25 protein-coding genes are annotated in these 25268 nt (G+C 71.2%); 13 read left to right on the top strand and 12 right to left on the bottom strand.

Annotation, left to right across the window (positions count from 1 at the left end):
* The first annotated feature begins 46 nt into the window (after positions 1-46).
* Complete coding sequence (locus tag HNR30_RS00090; protein ID WP_181606922.1) at positions 47-1162, top strand: extracellular solute-binding protein; 1116 nt, start codon at positions 47-49, stop codon at positions 1160-1162.
* A gap of 130 nt (positions 1163-1292) precedes the next feature.
* The gene (locus tag HNR30_RS00095) at positions 1293-2516 is read left to right on the top strand and encodes a saccharopine dehydrogenase family protein (RefSeq protein ID WP_181606925.1); all 1224 of its coding nucleotides are present in this window, start codon (positions 1293-1295) and stop codon (positions 2514-2516) included.
* Here the strand turns inward: HNR30_RS00095 and HNR30_RS00100 are convergent.
* From HNR30_RS00100 to gabT, 4 genes are all read right to left on the bottom strand, one after another.
* Positions 2500-3768, bottom strand: coding sequence for an MFS transporter (locus tag HNR30_RS00100; protein ID WP_220133121.1), 1269 nt, complete (start codon positions 3766-3768; stop codon positions 2500-2502). The genes HNR30_RS00095 and HNR30_RS00100 overlap by 17 nt on opposite strands.
* 37 nt (positions 3769-3805) lie before the next feature.
* Positions 3806-4015 (bottom strand): hypothetical protein, encoded by a 210-nt coding sequence (locus HNR30_RS00105; protein WP_181608994.1) that lies wholly within the window; start codon positions 4013-4015, stop codon positions 3806-3808.
* A 48-nt stretch (positions 4016-4063) separates the two neighbouring features.
* Positions 4064-4297 carry a hypothetical protein gene (locus tag HNR30_RS00110; protein WP_246377053.1) on the bottom strand — a complete coding sequence of 78 codons (234 nt, stop codon included), beginning with the start codon at positions 4295-4297 and terminating at the stop codon, positions 4064-4066.
* A gap of 191 nt (positions 4298-4488) precedes the next feature.
* The gene (gabT, locus tag HNR30_RS00115) at positions 4489-5796 is read right to left on the bottom strand and encodes a 4-aminobutyrate--2-oxoglutarate transaminase (protein ID WP_181606928.1); all 1308 of its coding nucleotides are present in this window, start codon (positions 5794-5796) and stop codon (positions 4489-4491) included.
* A gap of 108 nt (positions 5797-5904) precedes the next feature.
* Here gabT and HNR30_RS00120 point away from each other — a divergent pair, with 108 nt between their 5' ends.
* The gene (locus HNR30_RS00120; protein WP_312894159.1) at positions 5905-7284 is read left to right on the top strand and encodes a PucR family transcriptional regulator; all 1380 of its coding nucleotides are present in this window, start codon (positions 5905-5907) and stop codon (positions 7282-7284) included.
* A gap of 2 nt (positions 7285-7286) precedes the next feature.
* Here the strand turns inward: HNR30_RS00120 and HNR30_RS00125 are convergent, their stop codons facing one another.
* The gene (locus HNR30_RS00125; protein WP_312894160.1) at positions 7287-7919 is read right to left on the bottom strand and encodes a TetR/AcrR family transcriptional regulator; all 633 of its coding nucleotides are present in this window, start codon (positions 7917-7919) and stop codon (positions 7287-7289) included.
* 201 nt (positions 7920-8120) lie between these two features.
* Between HNR30_RS00125 and HNR30_RS00130 the strand changes: the two genes are divergently transcribed.
* A complete protein-coding gene (locus HNR30_RS00130; protein WP_181606932.1) occupies positions 8121-9548 on the top strand; it encodes an aldehyde dehydrogenase family protein in 1428 nt (475 codons plus the stop codon).
* 18 nt (positions 9549-9566) lie between these two features.
* On the opposite strand, the gene HNR30_RS00135 is transcribed toward HNR30_RS00130, so the two are convergent.
* Entirely contained in the window at positions 9567-9785 is a 219-nt protein-coding gene (locus HNR30_RS00135) for a hypothetical protein (protein ID WP_181606933.1), read from the bottom strand.
* Positions 9786-9917: 132 nt separating this feature from the next.
* On the opposite strand from HNR30_RS00135, the gene HNR30_RS00140 reads away from it, so the two are divergent.
* On the top strand, positions 9918-10376 hold the full coding sequence (locus HNR30_RS00140) for a GNAT family N-acetyltransferase (protein WP_181606935.1): 459 nt from the start codon (positions 9918-9920) through the stop codon (positions 10374-10376).
* On the opposite strand, the gene HNR30_RS00145 is transcribed toward HNR30_RS00140, so the two are convergent.
* Positions 10336-10944, bottom strand: coding sequence for a hypothetical protein (locus tag HNR30_RS00145; RefSeq protein WP_181606939.1), 609 nt, complete (start codon positions 10942-10944; stop codon positions 10336-10338). The genes HNR30_RS00140 and HNR30_RS00145 overlap by 41 nt on opposite strands.
* Before the next feature lie 97 nt (positions 10945-11041).
* On the bottom strand, positions 11042-11629 hold the full coding sequence (locus HNR30_RS00150) for a hypothetical protein (RefSeq protein ID WP_181606942.1): 588 nt from the start codon (positions 11627-11629) through the stop codon (positions 11042-11044).
* 247 nt (positions 11630-11876) lie between these two features.
* Here HNR30_RS00150 and HNR30_RS00155 point away from each other — a divergent pair, with 247 nt between their 5' ends.
* Positions 11877-12659, top strand: a complete 783-nt coding sequence (locus HNR30_RS00155; protein WP_181606945.1) for a DUF899 family protein — start codon at positions 11877-11879, stop codon at positions 12657-12659.
* A gap of 43 nt (positions 12660-12702) precedes the next feature.
* On the opposite strand, the gene HNR30_RS00160 is transcribed toward HNR30_RS00155, so the two are convergent.
* Positions 12703-13782, bottom strand: coding sequence for a trypsin-like serine peptidase (locus HNR30_RS00160; RefSeq protein WP_181606947.1), 1080 nt, complete (start codon positions 13780-13782; stop codon positions 12703-12705).
* 56 nt (positions 13783-13838) lie between these two features.
* Complete coding sequence (locus tag HNR30_RS00165) at positions 13839-14819, bottom strand: trypsin-like serine peptidase (RefSeq protein ID WP_181606949.1); 981 nt, start codon at positions 14817-14819, stop codon at positions 13839-13841.
* 193 nt (positions 14820-15012) lie between these two features.
* Here HNR30_RS00165 and dxr point away from each other — a divergent pair, with 193 nt between their 5' ends.
* The 3 genes from dxr (at position 15013) to HNR30_RS00180 (ending at position 18440) form a co-directional block, all read left to right on the top strand.
* A complete protein-coding gene (dxr, locus tag HNR30_RS00170; protein ID WP_181606951.1) occupies positions 15013-16224 on the top strand; it encodes a 1-deoxy-D-xylulose-5-phosphate reductoisomerase in 1212 nt (403 codons plus the stop codon).
* A 9-nt stretch (positions 16225-16233) separates the two neighbouring features.
* Positions 16234-17400 carry a flavodoxin-dependent (E)-4-hydroxy-3-methylbut-2-enyl-diphosphate synthase gene (gene ispG / locus HNR30_RS00175; protein WP_181606953.1) on the top strand — a complete coding sequence of 389 codons (1167 nt, stop codon included), beginning with the start codon at positions 16234-16236 and terminating at the stop codon, positions 17398-17400.
* Between the two features lie 470 nt (positions 17401-17870).
* Positions 17871-18440, top strand: coding sequence for a GNAT family N-acetyltransferase (locus HNR30_RS00180; protein WP_181606955.1), 570 nt, complete (start codon positions 17871-17873; stop codon positions 18438-18440).
* Here HNR30_RS00180 and HNR30_RS00185 read toward each other — a convergent pair.
* On the bottom strand, positions 18398-19561 hold the full coding sequence (locus tag HNR30_RS00185) for a hypothetical protein (RefSeq protein WP_181606958.1): 1164 nt from the start codon (positions 19559-19561) through the stop codon (positions 18398-18400). The genes HNR30_RS00180 and HNR30_RS00185 overlap by 43 nt on opposite strands.
* Positions 19558-20058 (bottom strand): SigE family RNA polymerase sigma factor, encoded by a 501-nt coding sequence (locus tag HNR30_RS00190; RefSeq protein WP_181606961.1) that lies wholly within the window; start codon positions 20056-20058, stop codon positions 19558-19560. Before HNR30_RS00190 ends, HNR30_RS00185 begins: the two co-directional genes overlap by 4 nt.
* A gap of 278 nt (positions 20059-20336) precedes the next feature.
* On the opposite strand from HNR30_RS00190, the gene HNR30_RS00195 reads away from it, so the two are divergent.
* From HNR30_RS00195 to HNR30_RS00210, 4 genes are read left to right on the top strand one after another with little or no spacing between them, the layout of a single operon-like run.
* Positions 20337-21797, top strand: coding sequence for an alpha/beta hydrolase (locus tag HNR30_RS00195; protein ID WP_246377054.1), 1461 nt, complete (start codon positions 20337-20339; stop codon positions 21795-21797).
* 12 nt (positions 21798-21809) lie between these two features.
* Positions 21810-22652: a GNAT family N-acetyltransferase gene (locus HNR30_RS00200; RefSeq protein ID WP_181608872.1), complete on the top strand. Its 843-nt coding sequence runs from the start codon at positions 21810-21812 to the stop codon at positions 22650-22652.
* 2 nt (positions 22653-22654) lie between these two features.
* Positions 22655-23230 (top strand): mycothiol-dependent nitroreductase Rv2466c family protein, encoded by a 576-nt coding sequence (locus HNR30_RS00205; RefSeq protein ID WP_312894161.1) that lies wholly within the window; start codon positions 22655-22657, stop codon positions 23228-23230.
* 56 nt (positions 23231-23286) lie between these two features.
* On the top strand, positions 23287-25254 hold the full coding sequence (locus HNR30_RS00210) for a sensor histidine kinase (protein ID WP_181606964.1): 1968 nt from the start codon (positions 23287-23289) through the stop codon (positions 25252-25254).
* Positions 25255-25268: the final 14 nt, after the last annotated feature.

A 25268-nucleotide genomic window follows, 5' to 3' on the forward strand; every position in this document is an offset into this window, starting at 1 on the left:
GCGGTAAGCTCCAGCAGACAGCCGAGGGCACGACCGAGGGGGACAGGTGCGCAGCCGTACACTCGCGACCGCACTGGTGGCGACGTTGCTCACCACGGGATTCACCCCGCCGCCCACCCCCACGGGCACTCCCGCGCCGAGTTCCGGCCCGACTCCCACCGCCACCCCCACGGCCACGCCCACCGCCACGCCCAGCGACGGCACGCTGCAGATCCTGGCCTTCAAGGGCTACATCGAATACGGCGGCTCCACCCCCAAGGTCAACTGGACCAGCGCGTTCCAGGACACCACCGGCTGCCGCATCGCCCGCCTCGACGTCGTCGGCTCGCGCGCCGAGCTGGACGAGGCGCTCGCCAAGCGGCCCTACGACGTCTTCACCGCCGGCCCCGAGCTGGCGGGCGAGCTGATCGACGGCAAGCGCGCGCAGCGGCTCGACACCGCCAAGGTCTCCGGTTACGCCGACCTGGGCAAGCGGCAACGCGATCAGGTGACGCGCGGCGACGACGCCTACGGCGTGCCGTTCCTGTGGGGTTCGTACGAAACCCTCTACGACTCCTCGCGGGTCAAGGCGCCCACGGCCGAGGCGCTCTACACTTCCCCGCGGGCGATCGTGCGCGACACCCCGATGACGATCGGCCACGCCGCCCGTGCCTTCGGCCTCGACCCGGCCAAGCTCACCCCCGCCCAGCTCGACGAGCTGTCGGGCAGGCTCGCAGCGGGCGAGCGCGGCTACTGGACGCGCGAGCTGGAGATCATCACCGGCCTGGCCACGGGAAAGATCGACTACGCCCAGGCCACGCCGTACATCAGGAGCCGCCTGCAGAAGGCGGGCCAGCCGATCAAGCGGGTCAGGACCGATCACACGATCGGGTGGTCCGACTCCTGGATGATGGCGGCGAGCACGCCCAACGCCGACTGCGCCTACCGATGGCTGAGCTGGATCGCCGCTCCCGCCACCCAGGCCGAGGCGGCCGCCTGGACCGGCCTGGCGCCCGCGAGCCAGAAAGGCTGCACCGGGGCCGCCGCCGAGGTGTGCAGGGCGTACGGCAAACCCGCCAAGGTCGACTTCTTGCCCGGCTCCACGGGGATTTGCGCCGCGCAGGACCGGGAATGCACCAGCTATGCCACCTGGGAAGAACGGTGGCTCAAGATCGTTAGCTGAGTCTCTGTTTGCCGAGGCGCCCCGGGTGTTCCCCCCGACACCGGGGCGTCTCCCTTTTTGTCCAAACTGTAACTGGCTGAATGGCCAGTCAGTACTGGCTGAACGACCAGTCAGCGAGTAGAGTCCCTGCATGAGAATCCTTCTTGTGGGAGCCGGAGGCGTCGGCTCCGCAGTCGTGCCCATCGCCGCCCGCCGAAAATTCTTCGAGCACGTCGTGGTCGCCGACTCTAAACAGGACCGGGCGGCACAGGCCGTCGCCAAGGCCGGTGGCGATCCCCGCTTCAGCTCCATCCAGCTCGACGCCTCGAACCGGGCGGAGGTGGCAGCGGCGCTACGCGAACACCGGTGTGACGTGTTGTTCAACGCGGTCGATCCGCGCTTCACCATGTCGCTCTTCGAAGCCGCCCTCGACGCGGGCGCGCACTATCTCGACATGGCGATGTCGCTGAGCAGACCGCATCCCGCCGAGCCGTACCGCAAGCCGGGCGTCAAGCTCGGCGACGAGCAGTTCGCCCTCGACGGCGAGTGGCGCGCCAAGGGCCGCCTGGCCCTGGTCGGCATGGGCGTCGAGCCCGGACTGGCCGACATCTTCGCCCGCTACGCCGCCGACCACCTGTTCAGCCGCATCGACGAGGTCGGCATCCGCGACGGCTCCAACCTGGTCGTCGAGGGCTACGAGTTCGCCCCCACCTTCTCCATCTGGACCACGATCGAGGAGTGCCTCAACCCTCCGGTGGTGTGGGAGGACGGCGACTGGCACACCACAGAGCCGTTCAGCGAGCCGGAGATCTTCGACTTCCCCGAGGGCATCGGGCCGGTCGAGTGCGTCAACGTGGAGCACGAGGAGGTGCTGCTGGTGCCCCGCTGGATCGACGCCAGGCGGGTGACCTTCAAGTACGGCCTCGGCCAGGAGTTCATCGGCGTGCTCAAGACGCTGCGCAAGCTCGGCCTCGACACCGCGGAGAAGGTGCGCGTCGGCGCGGCCGAGATCGCCCCGCGCGACCTCGTGGCGGCCAGGCTGCCCGACCCGGCGACTCTCGGCTCCCGCATGCGCGGCAAGACCTGCGCCGGCACATGGGTCAAGGGTGTCGGCGTCGACGGCGCGCCGCGCGAGGTCTACCTCTACCACGTGGTCGACAACGAGTGGTCGATGGCGGAGTACGGCTCGCAGGCCGTCGTGTGGCAGACCGCCATCCACCCCGTCGTCGCGCTGGAGCTCGTCGCGTCGGGCGTGTGGTCGGGCAGCGGCGTGCTGGGCCCCGAGGCCTTCGACGCGGTGCCGTTCCTGACGATGCTCGAGGAGTACGGCTCGCCGTGGGGCATGCGCGAGCACAGCCTCATGCGGGCTGCCTGACCGCCAGGTCCGTGAGGTCGCGGTTGGCCGTCTCCGGCAGCCTCACCAGCACCGGCAGCAGGCCGATCGCGACCACCACGACCAGCAGCCCCGGACTGAGGTCCCAGCCGGTCACCTTGATCAGCAGGTCGGCGACGAAGGGCGACAGCCCGCCGAAGGCCGCGGTCGCCATCGTGTAGCCGAGCGCCATGCCGCTCATCCGCCCGGCGGTCGCGAACTGCTCGGGAATGCAGGCAGCGGCCGCCGCGCTCACCGCCCCGGCACCCGCGGCCAGCACCAGCGCGCCGATCAGCACCTGCGCGGTGCCCCCGCCCGCCATCAGGCCGAACATGGGCAGAGGCAGCACGATGAAGGCCACGGTGAGGCCGATGAGCATCGGCCGCCGCCCCACGCGGTCCGACCACAGCCCGATGAAGGGCGTGACCACGATGACCGCCACCGCCGCGACCGTGGAGAGCGTCAGCGCCCTGGCCTCCGGGATCCCGGCGACAGTCGTCAGGTAGGTGGGCACGTAGGTCACGGCGACGTAGTAGGTGACCGAGCCGAGCGCGGAGACGGCGAACGTGCGCCACAACGCCAGGCGCTGGTTGACCAGCACGTCCTTCAGCGGGTTGGCCGGCAGGGCGCCGCTGGCCAGGGCCCGCTCGAAGGCGGGCGTCTCGCTGACCGTGGTGCGCATGAGCAGGGTGAGCAGCGCCAGCGCGGCGCCCACGAAGAACGGGATGCGCCAGCCCCAGACGTAGAGCTGGTCGCCCGGCACCAGCAGCACCACCAGCGTGGCCACCCCGGAGGCCAGCAGCGCGCCCACCTCGCTGGCCCCCGAGGCCAGGCTCGCCACGAAGCCGCGCCGGTGCCGGTCGGCGCTCTCCACCAGCATGACCAGCACCCCGGAGTACTCCCCGCCCACCGAGAAGCCCATCGCGCAGCGCAGCAGGAACATCAGCAGCGCCGCCCCCGCCGGGATCAGGCCGGTCAGGAACATCGCCACGGCCATGATGGTCATCGAGATGAGCAGCACCCGGCGGCGGCCGATCCGATCGCCGATCGTGCCGAGCACCGCCCCGCCGACCGGCCGCAGGATGTAGGAGACGGCGAAGACGCCGAGCGTGGCCAGGGTGGAGTCCTCGCTGCCCTCGAAGAAGACCTTGGCGAGGATGGGCGCCATGTAGAGGTAGAGCGTGAAGTCGTACCACTCGACGATCGTGGAGAAGGCCGCGATGAGCATCGAGCGGCGTGGCACCGAGGTTGCCACGGAGGTCCTCCCTGGTCGAGACCGAGGGGGACGGCTCCTAATCTACCCCGAGGACCTCGGCGCAGTCGGAGCAGGCCATCACGGGGGAACCGTCGGGCAGGCGGCCGATCCGCACCCGGGGCAGCGGCCACTGCTTGCGGCACGACACGCACGAGCGGCCCACCCGCTGCGCGGGTGTCAGGACATCGGGGGCGATCGTGGGGAGCCGGTGGACTCTCGTCGCAGCTTTCGGCGGTCGTGAGGTCACATGGCCTCCTTCAGGGCCGAGGGGCTTGACGGAACGTTACCCCCTGGGTCAGCGGAGAGGGAAGGCCACGACTGTGGCCAATGGGGCGGGGAACAGCGCCTCGGCGCAGTCGGTGCAGGCCATGACGGCTGACTCGTCGGGAAGACGGCCGACACGAACCCGCGGTCGCGGCCATTTCTTGTGGCAGACCACACAGGCGTCGCCGAAGCGTTGGGCCGATGACAGGCCCTCTGGGTCGAACGTCACCATGTCGTCCACCGTTCCGGTCGGACCCCAGTTCATCACGCTCCTTGCAGCACTCGCCCAGCCCTATACCGGATCCGTTATAGCCGTCTGCGATCAAGGGGGGCGTCAAGTGCGGGTACAGCTTCCCCAGGAGAGCCTGCCGTACACCAATAAAGAGGGACATCCACCTGAAGATGGATGCCCCTCTTTGTGGGATAAAGCGGGAAACGGCCTTGGTAAAGAGCTGATCAGAGCTCGCCCAACGCCTTCTCCAGGATGCCCAGGCCCTCCTCCAGCAGGTGCTCGGGCATGACCAGCGGAGGCAGGAAACGCAGCACGTTGCCGTACGTGCCCGCCGTCAGCACCAGCAGGCCCTCGGCGTGGCACGCCTTGACCAGGGCCTGCGTGGCGGCCGCGTTCGGGGTCTTGGTGCCGGGCTCGACCAGCTCGATCGCGATCATCGCGCCGCGCCCGCGCACGTCGCCGATGATCGGGAAGCGGCTCTTCATCGCCTCCAGGCGCGGGAGCATGATCTCGCCGATCCTGCGGGCCCTGGCGACCAGGTCCTCCGCCTCGATCGTCTCCAGGACGGCGAGCGCCGCCTGGCAGGCCAGGGGGTTGCCGCCGTAGGTGCCGCCCAGGCCGCCCACGTGGACCTTGTCCATGATCTCGGCGCGTCCGGTGACGGCGGCCAGCGGCAGCCCGCCCGCGATGCCCTTGGCGGTGCAGATCAGGTCGGGCACGACGCCCTCGTCCTCGCAGGCGAACAGGTCACCGGTGCGGGCGAAGCCGGTCTGCACCTCGTCGGCGATGAACACGATGCCGTTGGCCCGGCAGAAGTCGGCGATCCTCGGCAGGAAGCCCCGCTCTGGCACGATGAAGCCGCCCTCGCCGGCGATCGGCTCGATCAGCACGGCGGCCACGTTCTCGGCGCCGATCTGCTTCTCGATCATGTCGACGGCCTGCTCGTAGGCGTCGCTCGGGCCGCGGAAGGGATAGGCGAGCGGCACCCGGTAGACCTCGGGAGCGAACGGCCCGAAGCGGTGCTTGTAGGGCATGTTCTTGGCGGTCAACGTCATCGTCAGCAGCGTGCGGCCGTGGTAGCCGTGGTCGAACACGACGACCGCCTGGCGGCCGGTGGCGTGCCTGGCGATCTTGACGGCGTTCTCGACCGCCTCCGCGCCGCTGTTGACCAGGAACGAGCGCTTGTCGTGGTCGCCGGGGGTGAGCTCGTTGAGCTTCTCGCAGACCTCCACGTACGACTCGTACGGAGTGACCATGAAGCAGGTGTGGGTGAAGTCGGCGACCTGCTTGCTGACGCGCTCGACGACCTTCGGCGCCGCGTTGCCCACGTTGGTGACCGCGATGCCCGCGCCGAAGTCGATCAGGCTGTTGCCGTCGATGTCCTCCACGACGCCGCCGCCCGCCCGGGTGATGAAGACGGGCAGGGTGGTGCCGATGCCCTGCGGGACGGCGGCCTGCTTGCGGGCCAGCAGCTCCTGCGACCGGGGGCCGGGGATGGCGGTGACGAGGCGGCGCTCCTGCGGAAGACTCATGCTCCCGACGGTAGGACGGGGACGGCAAAGGGCCGATACTCCGTTGTGGCACGATATATCCAAACCATTAGTGCTGAATGGACAAAAGTGCCGCCGACTCTGGACACCGTGGTACGCAGGCTCCACCTCACCACGCTCGTGGGCGGGGCTCCGGCGTTGCGCTGGGTGGCTGTCAGCGAGCTGGAGGATCCGACCCCCTTTCTCGAAGGCGGGGAACTCCTGCTCACCACAGGCATGCGGCTGGCGGAGCCGTACGAGAACTACATCGGACGGCTGGTGGATCGCGGGGTCGCGGGGCTCGGCTTCGGGGTGGGCCTCTCGCACGCCGAGACGCCCGCGGGGCTCGTGCGCGCGGCGCTGGAGGCCGGGCTGCCGCTGGTGGAGGTGCCCAGGGAGACGCCCTTCATCGCCATCGGGAAGGTGGTCAGCGAACTGCTGGCCGCCGAGCAGTACGAGGAGCTCAGCCGGGCGTTCGCCGCGCAGGGCAGGCTGACCAGGGCGGCGCTCGAAGGGCTGGAGGCGGTGGTCGAGCGGCTGGCGCGCGAGGTCGGCGGGTGGGCGGTGCTCCTCGACGACGAAGGGCGCGTACGGCACGCGACGGCGGGGGCCCGGGTCGCAGCGGTCACGGCGGAGCTGGGGCGGCTGAGGCGCGGCGGCGCCTGGCGCACGGCTCCCGCGAGCCTGGCGTTCTCCGAGCCGGGGCAGCATGTCGTGGTCCAGCCGCTCGGCGGGGGCGCCCGGCCCCGGGCGTACTTCGGAGTGGGCTCGGAGCAGCCGTTCACGCCGGTGGGGCATACGGTGATCAACGCTGCCGGGTCCTTGCTCACGCTGGCGATCGAACGGGGGCGGGCGCAGCTGGAGGCCGAGCGCCGGGTTCGCTCCGCCGTCCTGGAGCTGGTGCTGGCGGGGGAGGTCCAGCGGGCCCGTGAGGTGCTGGCCGCCATCGGGCAGGAGCTGCCGGGAGAGCCGGTGACCGTGCTGGCGGCCGAGGCGGCGGCGATCGAGGCCGCGGAGTCGGCGGGATTCGCCGTGCGGCGGGGGGAGATCGTCATCGTGCTCGCGGCCGCCGAAGAGCTGACGGGCCCCGTAGGCGTCAGCCGGGAGGCGGCGTTCTCCGGGCTGGCCGGGGCGGTCGAGGAGGCCGAGCGGGCGCTGGAGGCGGCGCGGCGCGACGGCGGGCGGGTGCACTTCGCCGACCTGGCCGGCCAGGGCCTGCTGTCCGTGCTCGACCCCGTCGCCTCGCGGGCCTTCGCCCGCGCCCTGCTGGCGCCGCTGGCCGAGTACGGCTCGCGCGCCGACCTGGTCGAATCGTTGCGCGCCTACCTCGCGAGCAACGGCCACTGGGACAACGCCGCCCAGCACCTCGGCATCCACCGCCACACCCTGCGCTATCGCATGCGGCGCGTGGCGGAGCTGCTCGGCCGGGACCTGGAGGATGCGGGCGTGCGCGCGGAGTTGTGGGTCGCCCTGGCCGTCGCGGCCGGGTGAGGTCAGTTCTTGCGCAGATAACAGCAGATCGTCGCCGTGGTCACCGCGTCGTAGGTGCGCCCGTCACGCAGGTGCCCGGCACGTTCCAGGCTGATCGCCCCCTGCGCCGCCGCCCACAGCGCGTCGGCGATCTTGCGCGGCTGGGTGGGCACCAGATACCCGGCCGAGATGCAGTCGGAGATCACCCGGTCGAAGAGGTTGAGCGCCGCCCTGGCCAGCGTCCTGGCACGCTCGCTCGGCTCGAACCCCGGGATGGCGCGCTCGAACATCAGGCTGTAGTACTGCGGCTCGCTCTGGCAGGCGGCACGGTAGGCGGGGCCCAGCGCGGTCAGGTACTCGAAGGCGTCGTGGCGGGGCTGCACCGCCTCCAGGTGCTTCCTGATGCGCTCGAACCCCTCCAGATACAGCGCCTCGGCCAGCCCCTCCCGGTTGCCGAACATGGTGTAGATCACCGTCGTGGAGCAGCCCGCCTCGGAGGCGATCCGGCGCATGGCCAGGCTCTCGGGACCGTCGGTGGCCAGCAGAGACACGGCCACGTCGAGCAGCCGGGTGCGCAGCTCGTCGTGGCTGGCCCGCTCGCCCAGCAGATACGCTCCCTGGAGGCCGAGTGGCGCCGAGGTCACGTGTTCGCTCACGGAGCCACGCCTTTCTGCTGAGTTGTCCGGTCGGATCCTTAGCCATGGCGGCGAACCTTCAAACCGCCCCACACGGTAAACATCCCGAATTGGTCCTAGTTTTGTTACATAGCCCCGTTTGTTCGTAACGGCAGAGTCACCTGGTGCTCTTGTGCAGGGTGGAGTATGGGCGCGCGGCGCCCGTGGCATAGCGTCGGGGGTATGGACGTGCGCACCTTCTGGCTGGCCGGGCGCCCCGCGACCGGCGACTCCTCGCTCACCGTGACCAACTCCCACACAGGGCAGGCCGTGGGCACCTACTCCGTGCCCACCGACGCCCAGGTGGAGGAGGCCGTCGCGGCCGCCGCCGCCGTCACGCGCGAGGCCGCCGCGCTCCCCGTCCACGTGCGCGCCGAAGCCCTCGCCCACGTCTCGCGGCGCCTGACCGAGCGCGCCGACGAGATCGCCAGGCTCATCACCGCCGAGAACGGCAAGCCCATCTTCTGGGCGCGCGGCGAGGTCGGCCGGGCCATCTCCACCTTCCGCTTCGCCGCCGAGGAGACGCGGCGCTGGTCGGGTACGGCCATGCGGCTCGACACCGAGCCCGCCGCGACCGGGCGCCTCGCCTACGTGTCGCGCGTGCCGTACGGCCCGGTGCTGGCGATCACGCCCTTCAACTTCCCGCTCAACCTCGTCGCGCACAAGGTCGCCCCCGCGATCGCCGTCGGCGCGCCGATCATCGTCAAGCCCGCGCCCGCCACGCCGCTGTCGTCGCTGCTGCTGGGCGAGATCCTGGCCGAGACCGACCTGCCCGCCGGCATGTTCTCGGTGCTGCCGGTCGAGAACTCCCGCGCCTCCGGCCTCGTCGAGGACCCGCGCCTGCCCGTCGTCTCCTTCACCGGCTCCGGGCCCGTCGGCTACTCGATCATGGACTCGGTGCCCAGGAAGCACGTCGTCCTGGAACTCGGCGGCAACGCCGCCGCGGTCGTCCTCGCCGACGCCGACCTCGACTGGGCCGCCTCCCGGGTCGCCCTGTTCTCCAACTACCAGGCCGGGCAGAGCTGCATCGCCGTCCAGCGGGTGATCGTTGAGGAGACGGTCGCCGAGGCGTTCACCGGCAAGCTGCTGAGCGCCGTCGGCGGGCTCGTCACCGGCGACCCGCTCGACGAGAAGACCCAGGTGGGTCCCCTGGTGTCGGAAGACGCGGCGATCCGCGTCGAGTCCTGGATCCAGGAGGCCGTCGCCGGCGGCGCCCGCCTGCTCGCGGGCGGCGGGCGCGACGGCGCCACGATCGAGCCGACCGTGCTGGCCGACGTGCCCGCGGGGGCGAAGGTCGTGTGCGAGGAGGTGTTCGGGCCGGTCATGGTGATCGAGACCGTGCCGTCGGTCGACGCCGCGTTCGCCTCCGTCAACGACTCGAAGTACGGGCTGCAGGCCGGGGTGTTCACCCGCTCGCTCGACGTCGCCTTCCGGGCCAACCGGGAGCTGGAGGTGGGCGGGGTGATCATCGGCGACGTGCCGTCGTACCGCGCCGACCAGATGCCGTACGGCGGGGTCAAGGAGTCGGGCGTCGGACGCGAAGGGCTGCGGTCGGCGATGGAGGATCTGACCTTCGAGAAGACGATGGTGCTGACGGGGCTGGCGCTCTAGGTTCGGCTCACGAGCCGATCAGCGGGCCCGGGGATCCCACGCTCGGCTCTGCGGTCGCAGGCTCTGCGCGATGATGCCGAGCCATCCAGCGATGAAGACGGCCCTGCCGAGCCAGCCCCACGAGCCGAGCTCCCAGTCGAAGACCGGCTCGAAGCCGTCGAACGGCCTGCCCGCGAAGGCCGCCAGAAGCTGGCTGATGACAACGACGGTGCCGATGGCGAAGAGAACCGCGTCCACCCAGGGGTGCGAGCGAGGCGGAGGGCGGGTGGACCCGAGGCCACGTAAATCGTCGAGTCGGTCGCTCATGTCCCGACCATCGCACGCGGGAAGGGCATTCGAAAGCCCTCTCCTGTCAACACACACGGCAGGATGGCGTTCATGGTGGAGATCGGCTTCCTGACCGAGTCCGACCGTGCGCGCTGGGAGGCGCTGGCCCGAGGCAAGGACGCGTACTTCGAGGTCGAACGCGGCGACGACGACTACGAACGAACCTGGCGGCGCCTGCTCGACGACGAGCGGGTGCGCGGGGTCGCCGCCCGGCTCGACGGCAGGATGGTCGGCATCGCGCACTACCTGTTCCACGCCAGCGTCTGGTCCGCCGGAAGGTGCTACCTGGCGGACCTGTTCGTCGACGCCGGCGCCCGGCGGCGGGGCGTGGCGAGGGCGGTGATCGAGTGGGTGGCGCGGGACGCCGAGGAACACGGCCACCCGGGCCTCTACTGGCACACGCTGGAGGACGCCCCGGCACGGGCGCTGTACGACAAGGTCGGCAGGCTCCACCAGGGGTTCATTCTGTACACGTACCGGCGTCGAGGAGGCGCTTCCTGAGGGTGGCGCACGCGGCCAGGACGGCATGCCGGTTCTTGGCGCTCTTCAGCCAGCCGGGCAGGCGGCTGGCCAGGCCGGCGTTGCGGTTGGGCTCACGTTCGCGAAGCGCCGCGCGCACGTACCGTTCGAGGAAGTCGAGATGCTCGGCGTCGTAGGCCCACAACACGTGGCCCCGGCACGGCGTCTGCAGCCACAGGTCCAGCCCGCCGACGGCCGGGGCGCCCGGCGCGGCATGCGGCCACCAGGTCACGGGCACGCGGGTGACGGCGCGGCAGCCAGGACACCTCACCGGCATCCATCGCGGAGGCGCCCCCGTACGGCTACCGCGGCGTTCGACGTCGCGACCGCAGGTGCCGCAGCGCCCGCGGGCGAGCGTGCCGATCCTGCCCGGCCAGCCGATGCCGGTCGCGTCCTTGGCGTATCCGCACGACAGGCACGTCACCCGCGTGGGCGTGACCACGGCGCAGCCCGCGCACCGTGGGCAACGCACGAGGACGCGGCCGGCGGTGCTCAGGTACTGGCGGGGGTGACCGCGGTCCGAGAAGCGGCGCCGCTCATCTGTGCCCATGCCCGCCAGGCTGACATCACCCGCTGCCGGGCGGCAACGCCACAGGCCACCCCTCGCCGTGCCGTACGGCAGGCGGGGGGTGGCCCGTGGAGCGACGTCACCTGCGGAAGAAGGCGCGGGCCGGGGGCAGGAGCAGCAGCACGATGACCACAGCCGAGGCCGCCATCGTGAAGGCGACGCGCCCCTGGGAGAGCGCCAGCAGCCAGCCGGGGTAGACGCTCTCGCTCGCCGCCAGGATGGCCGCGGCGTCGGCGCCGCTGCCGAGGATGCCCTGCAGATACTCCGCCCGCGCCAGCTGGCTGGTGAGGATGAAGAAGTCGAGCAGCAGGAAGATCGGCTGGACGACCAGGGTGAGGACGTGTCCGGCGCGTCTGCCCGCCAGGTTCAGCCACGCCAGGACGGCGGCGACGGCGGCGGTGACGGCCGGGATGACCAGCGCGTACCCGCCCTCGTCGAAGTGCAGGTTGTGCGTGGCCAGCAGACCGGGGTCGAGGCCCTGCCTGGCCAGCTCGGCCTCCGCCGCCGCCTGGACGTCGGCGCCGAAGAAGAGGCCGGCGACCGGGACGATCAGGAAGGCGAGGGCGAAGAGGACCTGGAGGACCGCGGCGAGGGTGACGGAGCCGGGGCGGACCTCGGCGGCGGGGGCGGTGCTGGCGGGGGCGATGTTCGCGGTGGCGGTGTTCATGGCACCGATGCTGGCCGGGCGCTCTAACAGGGGGCTTCCACGGCACTGATACACGCTGAGAGCCGGTGACAGCGAGCGCACAAAGGGGGAGAACGGTCCGTTTCCGGCCTTCAGGAACGTCACGTATGTGAAGGAGCGCATCGCCGATGAGTTCCGGCCTGCTCGCGTGTCTGTTCCGGTGCCACCGGCGCGTTCGCGACCCGGCTCCGCGTGGCCAGACTCTTACGACACATCACGGAGGATCCCCATGACGACCACCTCGGACGACACGACCACCGGGCTGTCCGGCCGCCCGCCCGTCGTCGACCTGGCGACCTGGCAGGCCGCCCGCGACGAGCTCCTCGTCCGCGAGAAGGCCCACACCCGCGCGGGCGACGCCCTCGCCGCGGCCCGCCGCCGGCTGCCGATGGTCGAGTTCGACGGGACCGTCGAGGTCGTCGGGGCCGGCGGGTCCGTCCCGTTCCTGGAGCTGTTCCAGGGGCGCGACGAGCTCGTGGTCTACAAGCACATGTGGCACGACGGGGCGCCGCACCAGGGGCAGTGCGAGGGTTGCACCTGGGCGGCCTGGCACCTGAAGGACGCCGTCTACCTCAACGCCCGCGGCGTCTCGTTCGCCATCGTGACCACCGGCGTGTGGGAGGAGGTGGCGCCGTTCGTCGAGTTCATGGGGTACACGCAGCCGTGGTACTCCGTGCGTGACGTGGCCGAGCCGGTGGGGGGTGACATGGGGCGCATCGCGTGTTATCTGCGCGACGGGGACCGGGTGTTCCTCACCTACTCCACGACCGGGCGGGGGAACGAGGCGGTCAATCCGTCGATGAGCCTGCTCGACATGACCCCGTACGGGCGCGGCGAGACCTGGGAGGACACGCCCGAGGGGTGGCCGGAAGGGCGCGGGGCGTGCTGGACGTGGCGGTCGGACGCGGAGGGGAACCCGGCGTGGGGGGAGACGAGCCGGCCGGTGCCGCAGTGGACCCGGCCGGGGGCGGGGGCGGTGGAGACGCTGGGGAGGCGGGGGGACTGCCACTGACGAGCCCCGCCCGCGAGGCGGCGCGACCTGGGTGCCCGTGATGTCAGGCGCGCTCCGCCGTACCGAAGAGCGCCTTGGCCGCGTCGCCGAAGTAGGGACCGTACATGGTCTCCCGGTCGTCGCTGTACTTGAAGCTGCTCACCGACATCACCGTCCCCCGCCCGGTGGACGGGTTGAACCCGCTCATCCACGGCCCCCCGCTGGACCCGGCCGTCATGTCGCACCCGAGTCCCTGGTCGCGGGTGGCCCCGTGGGGGTCGTCGCGGACGCGGCCGGCGCAGTAGATGAGGCGCTCGCCGTCGTAGGGCGGGTCGGCCGGGTAGCCGAAGCCGAAGATCTGGCCGCCGCGCCCGGCGTTGAAGGCGATGTCCTGGGTCCCGACGGCGTCGGCGACGTGCTTGCCGCCGTGCTTGTTGAGCGCCACCATCGCGATGTCGTAGCTGTCGTCGGCCGAGCGCGACCAGGGGCCGGCGACGAACATGCGGCGGGCGGTGAAGGTGCCGTACGGCCGTTCGCCCCCCTCGACGTAGCCGGGGACGAAGGTCCAGTTCTCGGCCCAGCCGCCCCGGCCGTCCTTGACGCAGTGGCCGGCGGTCACGACGACGTCCTTGTTGGCGGACTTCACCGTGCCCGCGGAGCAGACGAAGTCGACTCCGTCGAGCGTCAGGAAGACGCGCCCGGTGGTCTTGGCCACGGCGCCTCCCGTCACCCAGCGTGACCCCACGGTGGTGGTCTGCGGGCGCGCCGACTGGCGGCGCGGGGTGACTTTCGTGACGCCGTTGGCGATTTCGGGGGCGGCGCCGAGGCCGGTCCGGTTGCTGAGGCCGCTCAGCAGGCCGTCGCCGTCGACGGTCTTGGCGAGTTCGTCGAGCAGCTTGATCGGCAGGGCCGCCGCCATGCGCTCGGGAGTCCAGTACGCGAGCACGCGCCGCTGGTCGGCGGCGCTGCGGGTGGCGACGCGTTCGACGATGTCGGCCACCGGCGGAGTCCGCTCCTGCGCGGCGGAGCGGACGATCGGCCGGGACTCCACATGCGGCTCCGAAGGGGCCGCGCCGACGATTGCGGGGCCCATGAGGCCCGCTATGAGCGGTGCGGCCGCCAGCAGGGGGGTGCTCAGGGTCATGGCCCCCGAGTCTGCACTACGGAGTGTGTTCTTGTGGATACTTTCGGCAAATAGCCTCAGGTTGCGTCGGTGTTCTGCGCTTCCTTGTAAACGGCCTGTGCTTCATCGCCGAAATAGGGGCCGAACATCCAGTTCGGGGCGAAGTTGTACTTGAAACTGTTCACCGAATTCAGCGTGCCGGAACCGGAGGTCTCGTTGAAGTTGACGAACCACGGTCCGCCGCTGGAGCCGCCGGTCATGTTGCACGTGAGTCCGTGATCGCGCGAGAGCAGGAAGTCGTCGAAGGCCCGGCCTGCGCAGTGGATCAGCTTCGAGCCGTTGTACGGCGAGGCGGCGGGGTAGCCGAAGGAGTACATCTGCTGGCGCCGGTTCTGGTTGAACGCGATGCCCTGCCCGCCGACGACCTCCTGCAGCCGCTTGCCCGACTGGGGCGCGACGACGGCGGCGGCGATGTCGAAGTTGATGTCCTCCCGGGCGTTCCACTGCGGGGTGGTGATCAGCTTGGTCGCCACCCAGGTGCCGTAGGGCCGGTTGCCGTTGTCGTAGCCGGGCACGAAGACCCAGTTCGTGTGGAACTCGCCGCCCATCTTCACGCAGTGCCCGGCGGTGACGACGACGCTGCGGTTGGCGCTGGTCACGGCGCTGCCGGAGCAGGAGGCGTTGCGCCCCTGGTAGGTGAAGAAGACGCGGCCGGTGGTCTTGGCGACGGCGCCGCCCTTGGTCCACTGCGAGCCGGTGCTGACGGCGGCCTGCGGGTCGGTGGGCGGTGCCGTCCACGGGCTGTTGGTGTTGGGCTGGCCGGGCTCGCCCTGGCCGTTGCTGCCGGTCTTGGGCGCCGGCACGGTCAGCGGCTGGGCGTTCTGCATCCTGGACTTGGTCCAGTAGTCCAGGACGTCGCCCTGTTCCGCCTTGGTGTCGGCGGCTTCCTCCTCGGCGGGCGGGGGAGCGGTGGATGCGGTGGCGGGCAGTGCGGTGGTCAGAAAGGTGCCCCCCGAGGCGAGGGTGACGGCGGAGAGCAGAGCGAGTCTGCGGTGCATGAGGTACCTCCCGGAACCTGATCTGAGGTTGGAAGGTAGCGAGAGCAATATCCCGATTTCTCAAGATTTGCGGTTCTTGATATAGCTATATTTCTCGGAAAAGGGGCATTTATAAACTGCTGTCACAGGGGTTGCATATTTCGGCTCGGCCCCGCCGTACCGGGGCGCGGTCCAGGACCGCGAGAATGGACGGGTGCACTCACCTGACTCCCGCCCCGTCGTCGTCCTCGGCTCCACCGGCTCCGTCGGCACCCAGGCGCTAGACGTCATCGGCCGCGACCCCGGCGCCTTCCGCGTGGTGGCGCTCGCAGCCGGGGGCGGCAAGGTCGATCTGCTGGCTCGGCAGGCGGCCGCGTCCGGTGCCGAGGCGGTCGCGGTGGCCGACCCGCGTGCCGTACCCTCCCTGCGCGAGGCGCTGGCCGCGCACGGCTCGCGCGCCGCCGTCCTGGCGGGCGACGAGGGCGTGGCCGAGGCCGCCACCTGGCCCTCGACGGCCGGTACGGCAGGCGGCGGATCCGGGTCGCCCGTGGTGCTCAACGCCATCACCGGCGCCCTCGGCCTGACCTCCACCCTGGCCGCGCTGGAGGCGGGCCGCACCCTCGCCCTCGCCAACAAGGAGTCGCTGATCATCGGCGGCCCGCTGGTCAAGCGCCTGGCCAAGCCCGGCCAGCTGCTCCCCGTCGACTCCGAGCACTCCGCGCTGCAGCAGTGCCTGTGGGCGGCGGGCCCCGACGGCTACGACCCCGACGCGGTCAAGCGCCTGGTCGTCACCGCCTCCGGCGGGCCGTTCAGGGGCAGGAAACGCTCCGAGCTCGCCGACGTGACCCCCGAGATGGCCATGGCCCACCCGACGTGGAACATGGGGCCGGTCATCACGATCAACTCCGCGACCCTGGTCAACAAGGGCCTGGAGGTGATCGAGGCCCACCTGCTGTTCGACCTGGGCTTCGACCGCATCGAGGTGGTCGTGCACCCGCAGTCGATCATCCACTCGATGGTGGAGTACGTCGACGGCTCCACGATCGCGCAGGCCAGCCCGCCCGACATGCGCCTGCCCATCGCGCTGGCGCTCGGCCACCCGCACCGCGTCCCCGGCGCCACGGCCGCGGTCGACTGGACCCAGGCCCACACCTGGACCTTCGAGCCCCTCGACAACGAGGCCTTCCCCGCCGTGGCACTGGCCCGCGAGGTCGGTACGGCAGGCGGCACGGCTCCGGCGGTCTACAACGCGGCCAACGAGGTGTGCGTGGAGGCCTTCCAGGAAGGGCGCCTGCCTTTCCTATCCATCGTGGACACAGTTGCGTGCGTGGTGTCCGAACATACAGTGACATCCGCGGATACAGTGGGTGAGGTCCTGGCGGCCGACGCCTGGGCCCGGGCTCGGGCTGGGGAGCTCACCACCTAAACTGTCAAGGTGACTTCTGTAGCACTCGGCATCCCCTCGGTCCGTCCCAAGCCGATCGCCGAACGCCGCCCGTCCCGCCAAATCATGGTCGGCAGCGTGCCGGTCGGCGGCGACGCGCCGGTGTCCGTGCAGTCCATGACCACCACGGTCACGGCAGACATCAACGCCACCCTGCAGCAGATCGCCGAACTCACCGCCTCCGGCTGCCAGATCGTCCGCGTCGCCGTCCCCTCCCAGGACGACGCCGACGCGCTGCCGATCATCGCCAAGAAGTCGCAGATCCCCGTCATCGCCGACATCCACTTCCAGCCGAAGTACGTCTTCGCCGCCATCGAGGCGGGCTGCGCCGCGGTCCGGGTCAACCCGGGCAACATCAAGAAGTTCGACGACAAGGTCGGCGAGATCGCCCGTGCCGCCCGCGACCACGGCACCCCCATCCGCATCGGCGTCAACGCCGGCTCGCTCGACCCGCGCCTGCTCCAGAAGTACGGCAAGGCCACCCCCGAGGCGCTGGTGGAGTCCGCGCTGTGGGAGTGCTCCCTGTTCGAGGAGCACGACTTCCGCGACATCAAGATCTCGGTCAAGCACAACGACCCGGTCGTCATGGTCAACGCCTACCGGCTGCTGGCCCAGAAGTGCGACTACCCGCTCCACCTCGGCGTCACCGAGGCGGGCCCCGCCTTCCAGGGCACCATCAAATCCGCCGTCGCCTTCGGCGCGCTCCTGTCGGAGGGCATCGGCGACACCATCCGCGTCTCGCTGTCGGCCCCTCCCGTCGAGGAGGTCAAGGTCGGCGCCCAGATCCTCGAATCCCTCGGGCTGCGGGAGCGCGGGCTCGAGATCGTCTCCTGCCCGTCGTGCGGGCGTGCCCAGGTCGACGTGTACACGCTGGCCGAGCAGGTCCAGGCGGGCCTCGAAGGGCTCACGGTGCCGCTGCGCGTGGCCGTCATGGGCTGCGTCGTCAACGGGCCGGGAGAGGCCCGCGAGGCAGACCTCGGGGTCGCCTCGGGCAACGGGAAGGGGCAGATCTTCGTCAAGGGCGAGGTCATCAAGACCGTGCCCGAGTCGCAGATCGTCGAGACGCTGATCGAGGAGGCGCTGCGGATCGCCGAGGAGATGGGCGTCGAGATCGACCTCGACGACGACGCCCCCGGGCCTCAGGTGACCGTCGGCTAAAGGCAAGGGCCTCCCCACGGAGGCGCTTCGCGCCAGGCGGGGTCGGGCTCCCCTCACCGGGGGGCCGAGCCCCCAGACCCCAGCCGGGGCTGCCGCCCCGGACCCCGCATGGGTGTCCTTGGCGAGGGTGGGCATGGTGCGCCCCCAGCTGTGGTGGGCATCCGTGTCGACAGGGCACCGGAGGCCTTCGCGCTGCCGTGACGTCGAGTGAAGAGCGTCGCAGAAGCCGGTTTTGCTGGGTCGGTCACACCTGTCGGTGCGAAGGCGTTGCCTTTTGGCCAGTCCAAGGATGACCTGCACGGCCCTCTGCTCAGCATGTTCGTTGGCATGTCGGTGAACATGCCAGCGAACATGCCGCCTTCTCGAAGCTGGGTTCACCGGTTAGCCTGTGCACGCCCATGCAACTCACGTAACGAGGCTGCGCGATCCACGATGCCCCTCAAAACCCGGCCCCAGGCGATCCGGCAGTCGTGAGCTATGTGCGCCAAGGCAAGCGCGTAGCCATCCGCCCGATCGACCGCGGCGACTGCGCCGAGCTCGTGGTGCTCAACCGCGAGAGCGCCGACCTCCACGCCCGATGGATGCCGGGCCCTCCCATCGTCGACAGGGAGGCCTTCGACGCCTACCTGCGGCGTTTCGAGGAGGGCCCGCACGTCGGTCTGCTCGTCTGCGACAGCCGTACGGGCAGGATCGTCGGCCGGGTCAACGTCAACGACATCGTGCGCGGCTCGAAGCAGACGGCCACGCTCGGCTACGCCGCCTACGTGTCGACGACCGGGCGCGGTTACATGACGGAAGGGCTGGGCCTGGTGGTGGAGCATGCCTTCGGCGAGCTGGGGTTGCACAGGCTGGAGGCGAACATCCAGCCCGGCAACACCCGTTCCGTCAACCTGGTCAGGCGCGTCGGCTTCAGGAAGGAGGGCTATTCGCCGGACTTCCAGTTCGTCGACGGTGCCTGGCGTGATCACGAGCGGTGGGCGATCACGGTGGAGATGGTTCAGAGCCCGGCGGCGACGAGGTCGCCCGCCCAGCCGCGGTAGGTCAGGACTTCGGCCGCGCGTACCTCGCCGGTCTCCCTGTCGATCGTGTAGATGCGGTCGCCGAGCGTGGGCGGGTCGGTGCGTTCGCGGCCGCCGACTCGGGCGTCGGCGACGAGGATGCGCCGCTCGTCGAGAACGCCGGTCCGCATGGGGGAGATGTCCGGCGGGGCGCCGTTGAACGCGGCGCGGCTGCGTTCCTTGCCGGTCCGGGTGTCGATGGTGACGACGGTGTCGTAAGGGATCTGGCCCTCCTCGGTCATGTGCTGGTCGGTGGGTACGGTGCCGGTGATGGCGATCAGGCCGGTGCCGTCAGGGGTGAGTCCCGCGACCTGGAACCAGTGCTTGGGCCGGTAGAGCTCGCGGACTTGCCCGTCGGCCAGCAGGCCGATCGGCCCGCGCTCGCTGGTGACCACGGCGGGCAGGTCTCCGTTCGGGAGCTTGGTGGTGGTCCAGCCCTTGGGCACGGCGGTGGTCTCGCCGGTCTCCAGGTCGGTGATCGTGTCGTGGGTGGCCATGCGGCGGCCGTCGGGGGAGAGCATCAGCAGGGTGCCGCGGGAGACGAGTTCGGCGCGGGTGACGGTCTGCGGGCCGTGCACGATCCTGCCGCTGTCCAGCTCGCGGACGGCGAAGCGCTGGGCGGCCTCGTCGTAGTAGGCGATGCGCAGGCCGTCCGGCGTGATGGCGACGGGGGCCCCGGTGTTCATGTAGTTCTCGGCACTCTGCTCGGTGTAGACGCTGAGCGCTTCCGGCATGCGGTAGGTCTGCCCCGAGCGGGTGACGACCTTCCACTGCGTGCACGCGCGGCCGGTGAAGCTCGCCGTGTTGCCCCCCATATCCCACTTCTCGCCGCAGAAGTCGTAGTAGGCGTGACTGAGCGGCCCCACGCCCGACGGGGGCAGCGTCTCGGAGACGGTGCCTGTGGTCACGCCGTCGTCGCCGCCTCGGTCGGCGGTCACGGCGGCGGCGCCCAGCGACAGGGCGATCACCGCGGCCAGCGCGGACAGCAGCGTGCCCGCGCGCCGGCGCCGGGCGCCCCGTACGGCACGCTCGGCCAGGTCGCCGGGGCCGGAGGGGGCCTGGCCTGCCAGGTCTTCCAGGCGGTCGCGGAACAGGTGGGTCATGACGTGGCCTCCAGCAGCTCGGCGAGCTCGGGGGCCAGGACGCGCAGCCGGCCCAGGGCGTGATGGGTCTGGCTCTTGACCGTCCCGGTGGAGCAGCCAAGCAGCTCGGCGCTCTCCTCGATGGAGCGGTCCTCGTAGAAACGCAGCACCAGGACGGCCCGCTGGCGCGGGGTCAGCCGGGCCAGGGCGTCCTGGAGGGCCATGCGGCGCAGGCTGGCCTCGCCCGAGTCGTGTCCCTGCTCCGGCAGGACCGGGGTGGGTACGTCCCGGCGTAACCGGCGGCGCCACGAGATGTGCTGGTTGATCAGCGCCTTGCGGGCGTAGGCCTCCGGGTTGCCCCCGGCGGCCAGCTTGGGCCAGTGCCTGGCGACCCTGGTCAGGACGGTCTGCAGCAGGTCTTCTGCCAGGTGGGCGTCGCCGGTCAGCAGGTAGGCGCTGCGCATCAGCGACTGCTGCCGGGCGTGGACGAACTCCCGGAAGCCTTCATATCGGTCCAATGCGTCTCCTCTCGTCCTAGGAAACGCCATCGGCGGGCCCGGGGGTTGGAGGTCACGGCGCTATAACACAGTGCAATCTTGTGATTACAGAATGGCAATAGCCCAGGTCCCGGCGGTTCGTGCTTGGGAGCATGCCAGTCGTGAAACGGGCCGTCGGGATGATCACTGTATTGACGCTGCTGAGTGCGGGCATGACCGGGGCTGCGGAAGCCCGGACATTCCCCCGGGGAACGGTTGTATGGGGACCGTGCGGGCGGGCTCCGTCCGTGGTGGCCCAGATGCTCGGCGGGCTCACCTCGCAGCGCCGTACGCCCGACCAGCCCGGCGTGGAGTGCGCGACGGTCCGCGTGCCGCTCGACCATCGCGATCCGATGGGCCAGTCCATCAAGATCGCGCTCAACCGCGTCCGGGGCTCGGTCTCGCGTGACCACAACCACCTGGGCACGCTGCTGGTCAACCCCGGAGGGCCGGGGGCGAGCGGGCGCGAGCTGGCCGAGTACGTCGCCGCCGCGCTGCCCGCCTCGCTGGCCGACCGCTACGACGTGATCGGCTTCGACCCGCGTGGTGTGGGCCGCAGCGAGCCGAGCCTGCGCTGCGTCGACCCGGAGGTCTACTACGCGCCGCCGCGCCCCGACCACGTGCCGCGGACCGCGGCCGATGAGCGCACGCTCGTCGGCAGGGCCAAGGACTACGCCCAGCGCTGCGGCAACCTGTGGGCCTGGCTGCTGCCGCACCTGACCAGCGAGAACGCCGTGCGCGACCTCGACGTGATCCGCCAGGCGCTGGGCGAGGAGCGCATCAGCTACCTCGGCTACTCCTACGGCACCTACCTGGGCGCGCTGTACGCCACCATGTTCCCCACGCACGTCAAGCGCCTGGTGCTCGACAGCTCGGTCGACCCCGGCGCCGTCTGGTACGACGCCAACCTCGCCCAGAACCGCGCGTTCGACAAGCGGCACCGCGCCTTCCTGGCCTGGACCGCCGCCAACCGTTCCGTCTACAAGCTGGGCCGCACCCTCAAGCAGACCACCTTCGCCTGGTACACGATGCGTTCGCGGCTGCGCGAGCGCCCGGCCGGCGGCATCGTGGGCCCGAGCGAGCTCGACGACATCTTCACCGTGGGCGGATACTCCGACGCCGTGTGGCCGCAGCTGGCCGGCGCCTGGGCCGCCTACGTGCGCAAGGGCAAGGTCGACGGGCTCGTCCGTGCCTACCGCCAGCACGCGGCCAACGACGCGGAGAGTGAGAACGGCTACGCCGTCTACCTGGGCGTGCAGTGCCGCGACGCCGCCTGGCCGCGCGACTGGGCACGCTGGCGTTCGGACATGACCGAGCTGCACCGCAAGGCGCCCTTCATGACGTGGCCCAACGCCTGGTACAACGCGCCGTGCGCGTTCTGGTCCGTGCCCGGTGGCACGCCCCCGCAGGTCAAGGGCTCCAGCAAGCTGCCGCCGATCCTGATGCTGCAGTCACGGCTCGACGCCGCCACGCCGTACAGCGGGGCTCGTAACATGGCCAAGCTGCTGCCCACCGCGCACATGGTGGTGGACCCGGGCGGCAACCACGGCATCTCGCTGGCCGGCAACGCGTGCATCGACCGGTACCTGGCGCGATACCTCACCGACGGCACGCTGCCGCGCGCCACGACCTGCCCGGCGATGCCGGGGCCGAGGCCCGCAGAGCGGATGTCCGCAGCCGGAAGCGGGAGGCTCACGGAGATCCTGGTCCGTCGGAGGTAGGCTGCACATGTGATGCTGCGTACTTCGGCGTCGCGCGTCCTGGACGACAGCGATCGGGACGAGGTCATCGCACTCCTCGACACCGACCCGGTCGCCAACGTCTTCGTCGCCTCCAGGGTTCGCACCGTCGGGCTGAATCCTGCCCGGCTGGGCGGGCAGATGTGGGGATACGGGCCGCGCGGCGCGCTCGTGTCGCTCTGCTACGCCGGAGCCAACATGGTGCCGGTCAACGCCGGTCCCGAGGCGGTCCACGCCTTCGCCGACCGCGCCCGGCGCCAGGGCCGCCGCTGCTCGTCGATCGTGGGACCCGCCGACGCGGTCGGGCCGCTGTGGGAGCGGCTGGAGCCGTACTGGGGCAGGGCCCGCGCGGTCCGCTGGCGCCAGCCGGTGATGGCCACCACCCAGAAGCCGCCGGTCGCCGCCGACCCGCTCGTGCGGCGGGCCCGGCCCGAGGACTTCGACGTGATGTTGCCCGCGTGCGTGGCGATGTTCACCGAGGAGGTCGGCGTCTCGCCCAACATCGGCGACGGCGGCGCGCTCTACCGCACACGCGTGGCCGAGCTGATCCGCATCGGACGCTCCTACACCCGCATCGACGACGGCCGGGTGGTGTTCAAGGCCGAGATCGGGGCGGTCACCCCGCAGGCGTGCCAGATCCAGGGGGTCTGGGTCGCTCCCGACCTGCGTGGCCACGGGCACGCGGTGGCCGGGATGGCGGCGGTCGTGGAGGCGGCGCTGTCGTGCTTCGCCCCCGTGGTGTCGCTCTACGTCAACGATTTCAACCATGCGGCGCGGGCGGTCTACCGCAAGGTGGGCTTCCACGAGGTCGACACGTTCATGTCGGTACTTTTCTAGACGTGCCCAATGATGTGATCGCTGATTTCTGGCTCGACCCGTCCTGCCCGTACACCTGGAACGCCTCGCGCTGGCTGCTGGAGGTGACCCGCGTGCGGCCGGTGACCGTGCGCTGGCAGTTGCTCAGCCTCTCGGCGCTCAACGAGCACCTGGAGGTCGACCCGGAGGGTGACACCGAAGGCTACCTCTGGTACCCCGCCCGCGTCTGCGCCGCCGTCGAGCTGGAGCACGGCAAGGAGGCGCTCGGCACGTTCTACTCCGCCTACGGCAGGCGCGACGACTGGGACTTCGCCGCCGCGCTGACCGAGGCGGGGCTTCCCGCCGAGCTGGCGGAACGGGCCGGCGACACCGGCCTCGACGACTTCCTGCGCGCGTCCACGGCTCGCGGGATCGCCCGTGTCGGGCCGCACGTCGGCACCCCGATCGTCGCGGCGGGCGAGGTGGCGTTCTTCGGCCCGGTGATCTCCGAGATCCCGCACGGCGAGGCGGCCGGACGGTTATGGGACGGGCTGCTGCTGGTCGCGGCGACGCCGGGATTCCACGAGCTGAAGGGTCCCTCGGCGCCGGAGCAGCCCTGAGGATCTCCGGGCTGGTACGGATGTCCGTGTGAGCGGCCCGGCCGTACGATCCGGGCATGTCGTGGCTCCAGCGGTCGGCCTACGCCCTCGCCCTGCTCGCCCTCGTCTGCGCGGCCGGTGGATGCGTGTTCGCCGCGATCTCGCCCACTGCCGGTGACCTGGCCTACCTGGCCGTCGCCCTCGTGATCGGCGCGGCCTCGTGCGGGCTCGGGCTGGTCATCGCCCGCCGCCTCCCGGCCAACGCGGTCGGCCTGCTGATGGTCTGGCTCGGCTGCGGCGTCGTCGTCCTGACCGTCCGTGACCTGTACTGGAACACCCTGGCCCGCGAGCCAGGCGCCCTGCCGCCGATGGGCGAGGTGGCGACCGCCGTGCTCAAGGAGGCGGGCATCTGGCCCATCTGCGCCGCCGCGCTGCTCCTGCTCCTCTTCCCCGACGGCCGGCTGCCCTCGCCGCGCTGGCGCTGGGCGGCGATCTCGCTGGTGTCCGTCGCGGCCGTCGCCCAGGTGGCGGGGATCTTCAACCCGGTCGCGCCGCCACGCGAGAACGAGCCGCTCACGCTGCCGTTCGGGACCTGGCCAGAGGGCGTGCTCATGGTCCTGGACGGGCTGACCCTGTTCGGGCTCATGGCCCTGCTGATCGCCAGCGCGGCGTCGATGTTCGTCAAGTACGGCAGAGCCGGCCGGATCGGGCGCACCCGCCTGAAGTGGCTGGCCCTGGCCGGGATCTGCCTGCCGCTCTACCTGATCGGCTGCTTCGCCGAGTACCTGATCTTCGGCGAGCCCCTGTGGTTCAGCGTCGCCGCCGGCGTCGCCCTGCTCGCGGGCATCCCGCTGGCCACGGCGGTGGCGATGCTCAAGCACGATCTCTACGACATCGACAAGGCGATCGCCGCGACGGTCACCTACGGCGCGCTCACCGCCGTCGTGGTCGCGATCTACGCGCTGACCTCCTTCGCGGGCGGGCTGGTGGCCGCTGACGGTTCGGCGGTCGCGGCGGCCGCGGCGACGGCGGTGTGCGCGGTGGTGCTGGCCCCGGCGCACCGGCGGCTGCGGCGCGGGGTGGACCGGCGTTTCTACCCGCTGCGCGGGGCCGTCCTGGGCGCGGTGGAGGATCTGCTGCGCCGTACGCATGCCGGCCGTGCGGCGCCCGAGCAGGTGGAGCAGACCCTCCGGCAGGCGTTGCGCGACCCGGATCTGCGGGTCGGCTACGTGCTGCCCGGCCGAGACGACCTGGTCTCGTCCGGAGGCGACGCCATCGAGGGCGGGCGGACCGTCCCGGTGACGATGGGCGGCTCCAGGATCGGCGCGCTGCTGCCGGGCGACGACGGGCTCGCCTCGCCCGAGCTGCTGCGCGAGAGCGCCTCAGCCGCCGCCGTCCTGGTCGAGCTGGTACGGCTGCGCGTCGAGCTCGCCGGGGCGTTGCGCGAGGTGGAGGCCAGCCGTACGCGGCTCCTGCAGGTCGGCTACCGGGAGCGGCGGCGGCTGGAGCGTGACCTGCACGACGGGGTGCAGCAGCGGCTCGTGTCGCTCGGCATGACCCTGCGGCTGGCGCAGCGCAGCGCGCGTGCGGTGCCGGTCGACGAGCTCATCGACCAGAGCGTCGCCGAGCTGGGCACCGCCGTCGCCGAGCTGCGTCAGATCGCGCACGGGCTGCGGCCCAGCAGTCTCGACGATGGCCTCGACCAGGCGCTGCTCGCGCTGGCGGGCACGGTGCCGCTGCCGGTGGAGGTCGACGTGGCCGCGCGCGAGCTGCCCGACGACGTGGCGACCACCGCGTACTTCGTGGCCAGCGAGGCGGTGACCAACGCGCTCAAGCACGCCTCGGCCAGCCGCATCGCCCTGCGGGTGGGGCAGCACGACGGGCAGGTCAGGCTGGAGATCCGCGACGACGGCCGGGGCGGGGCCAGGATCGGCGGCAGCTCGGGGCTGGCCGATCGGGTGGCCGCGCACGGCGGCTCGCTGACGGTGCGCAGCCCCGCCGGATACGGCACCGTGGTCGAGGCGGTGCTGCCGTGCGCGTCGTGACGTGGTTCGAGCCC

It is taken from the genome of Nonomuraea soli (assembly GCF_013761175.1).
GTDB classification, from domain to species: Bacteria; Actinomycetota; Actinomycetes; order Streptosporangiales; family Streptosporangiaceae; genus Nonomuraea; species Nonomuraea soli.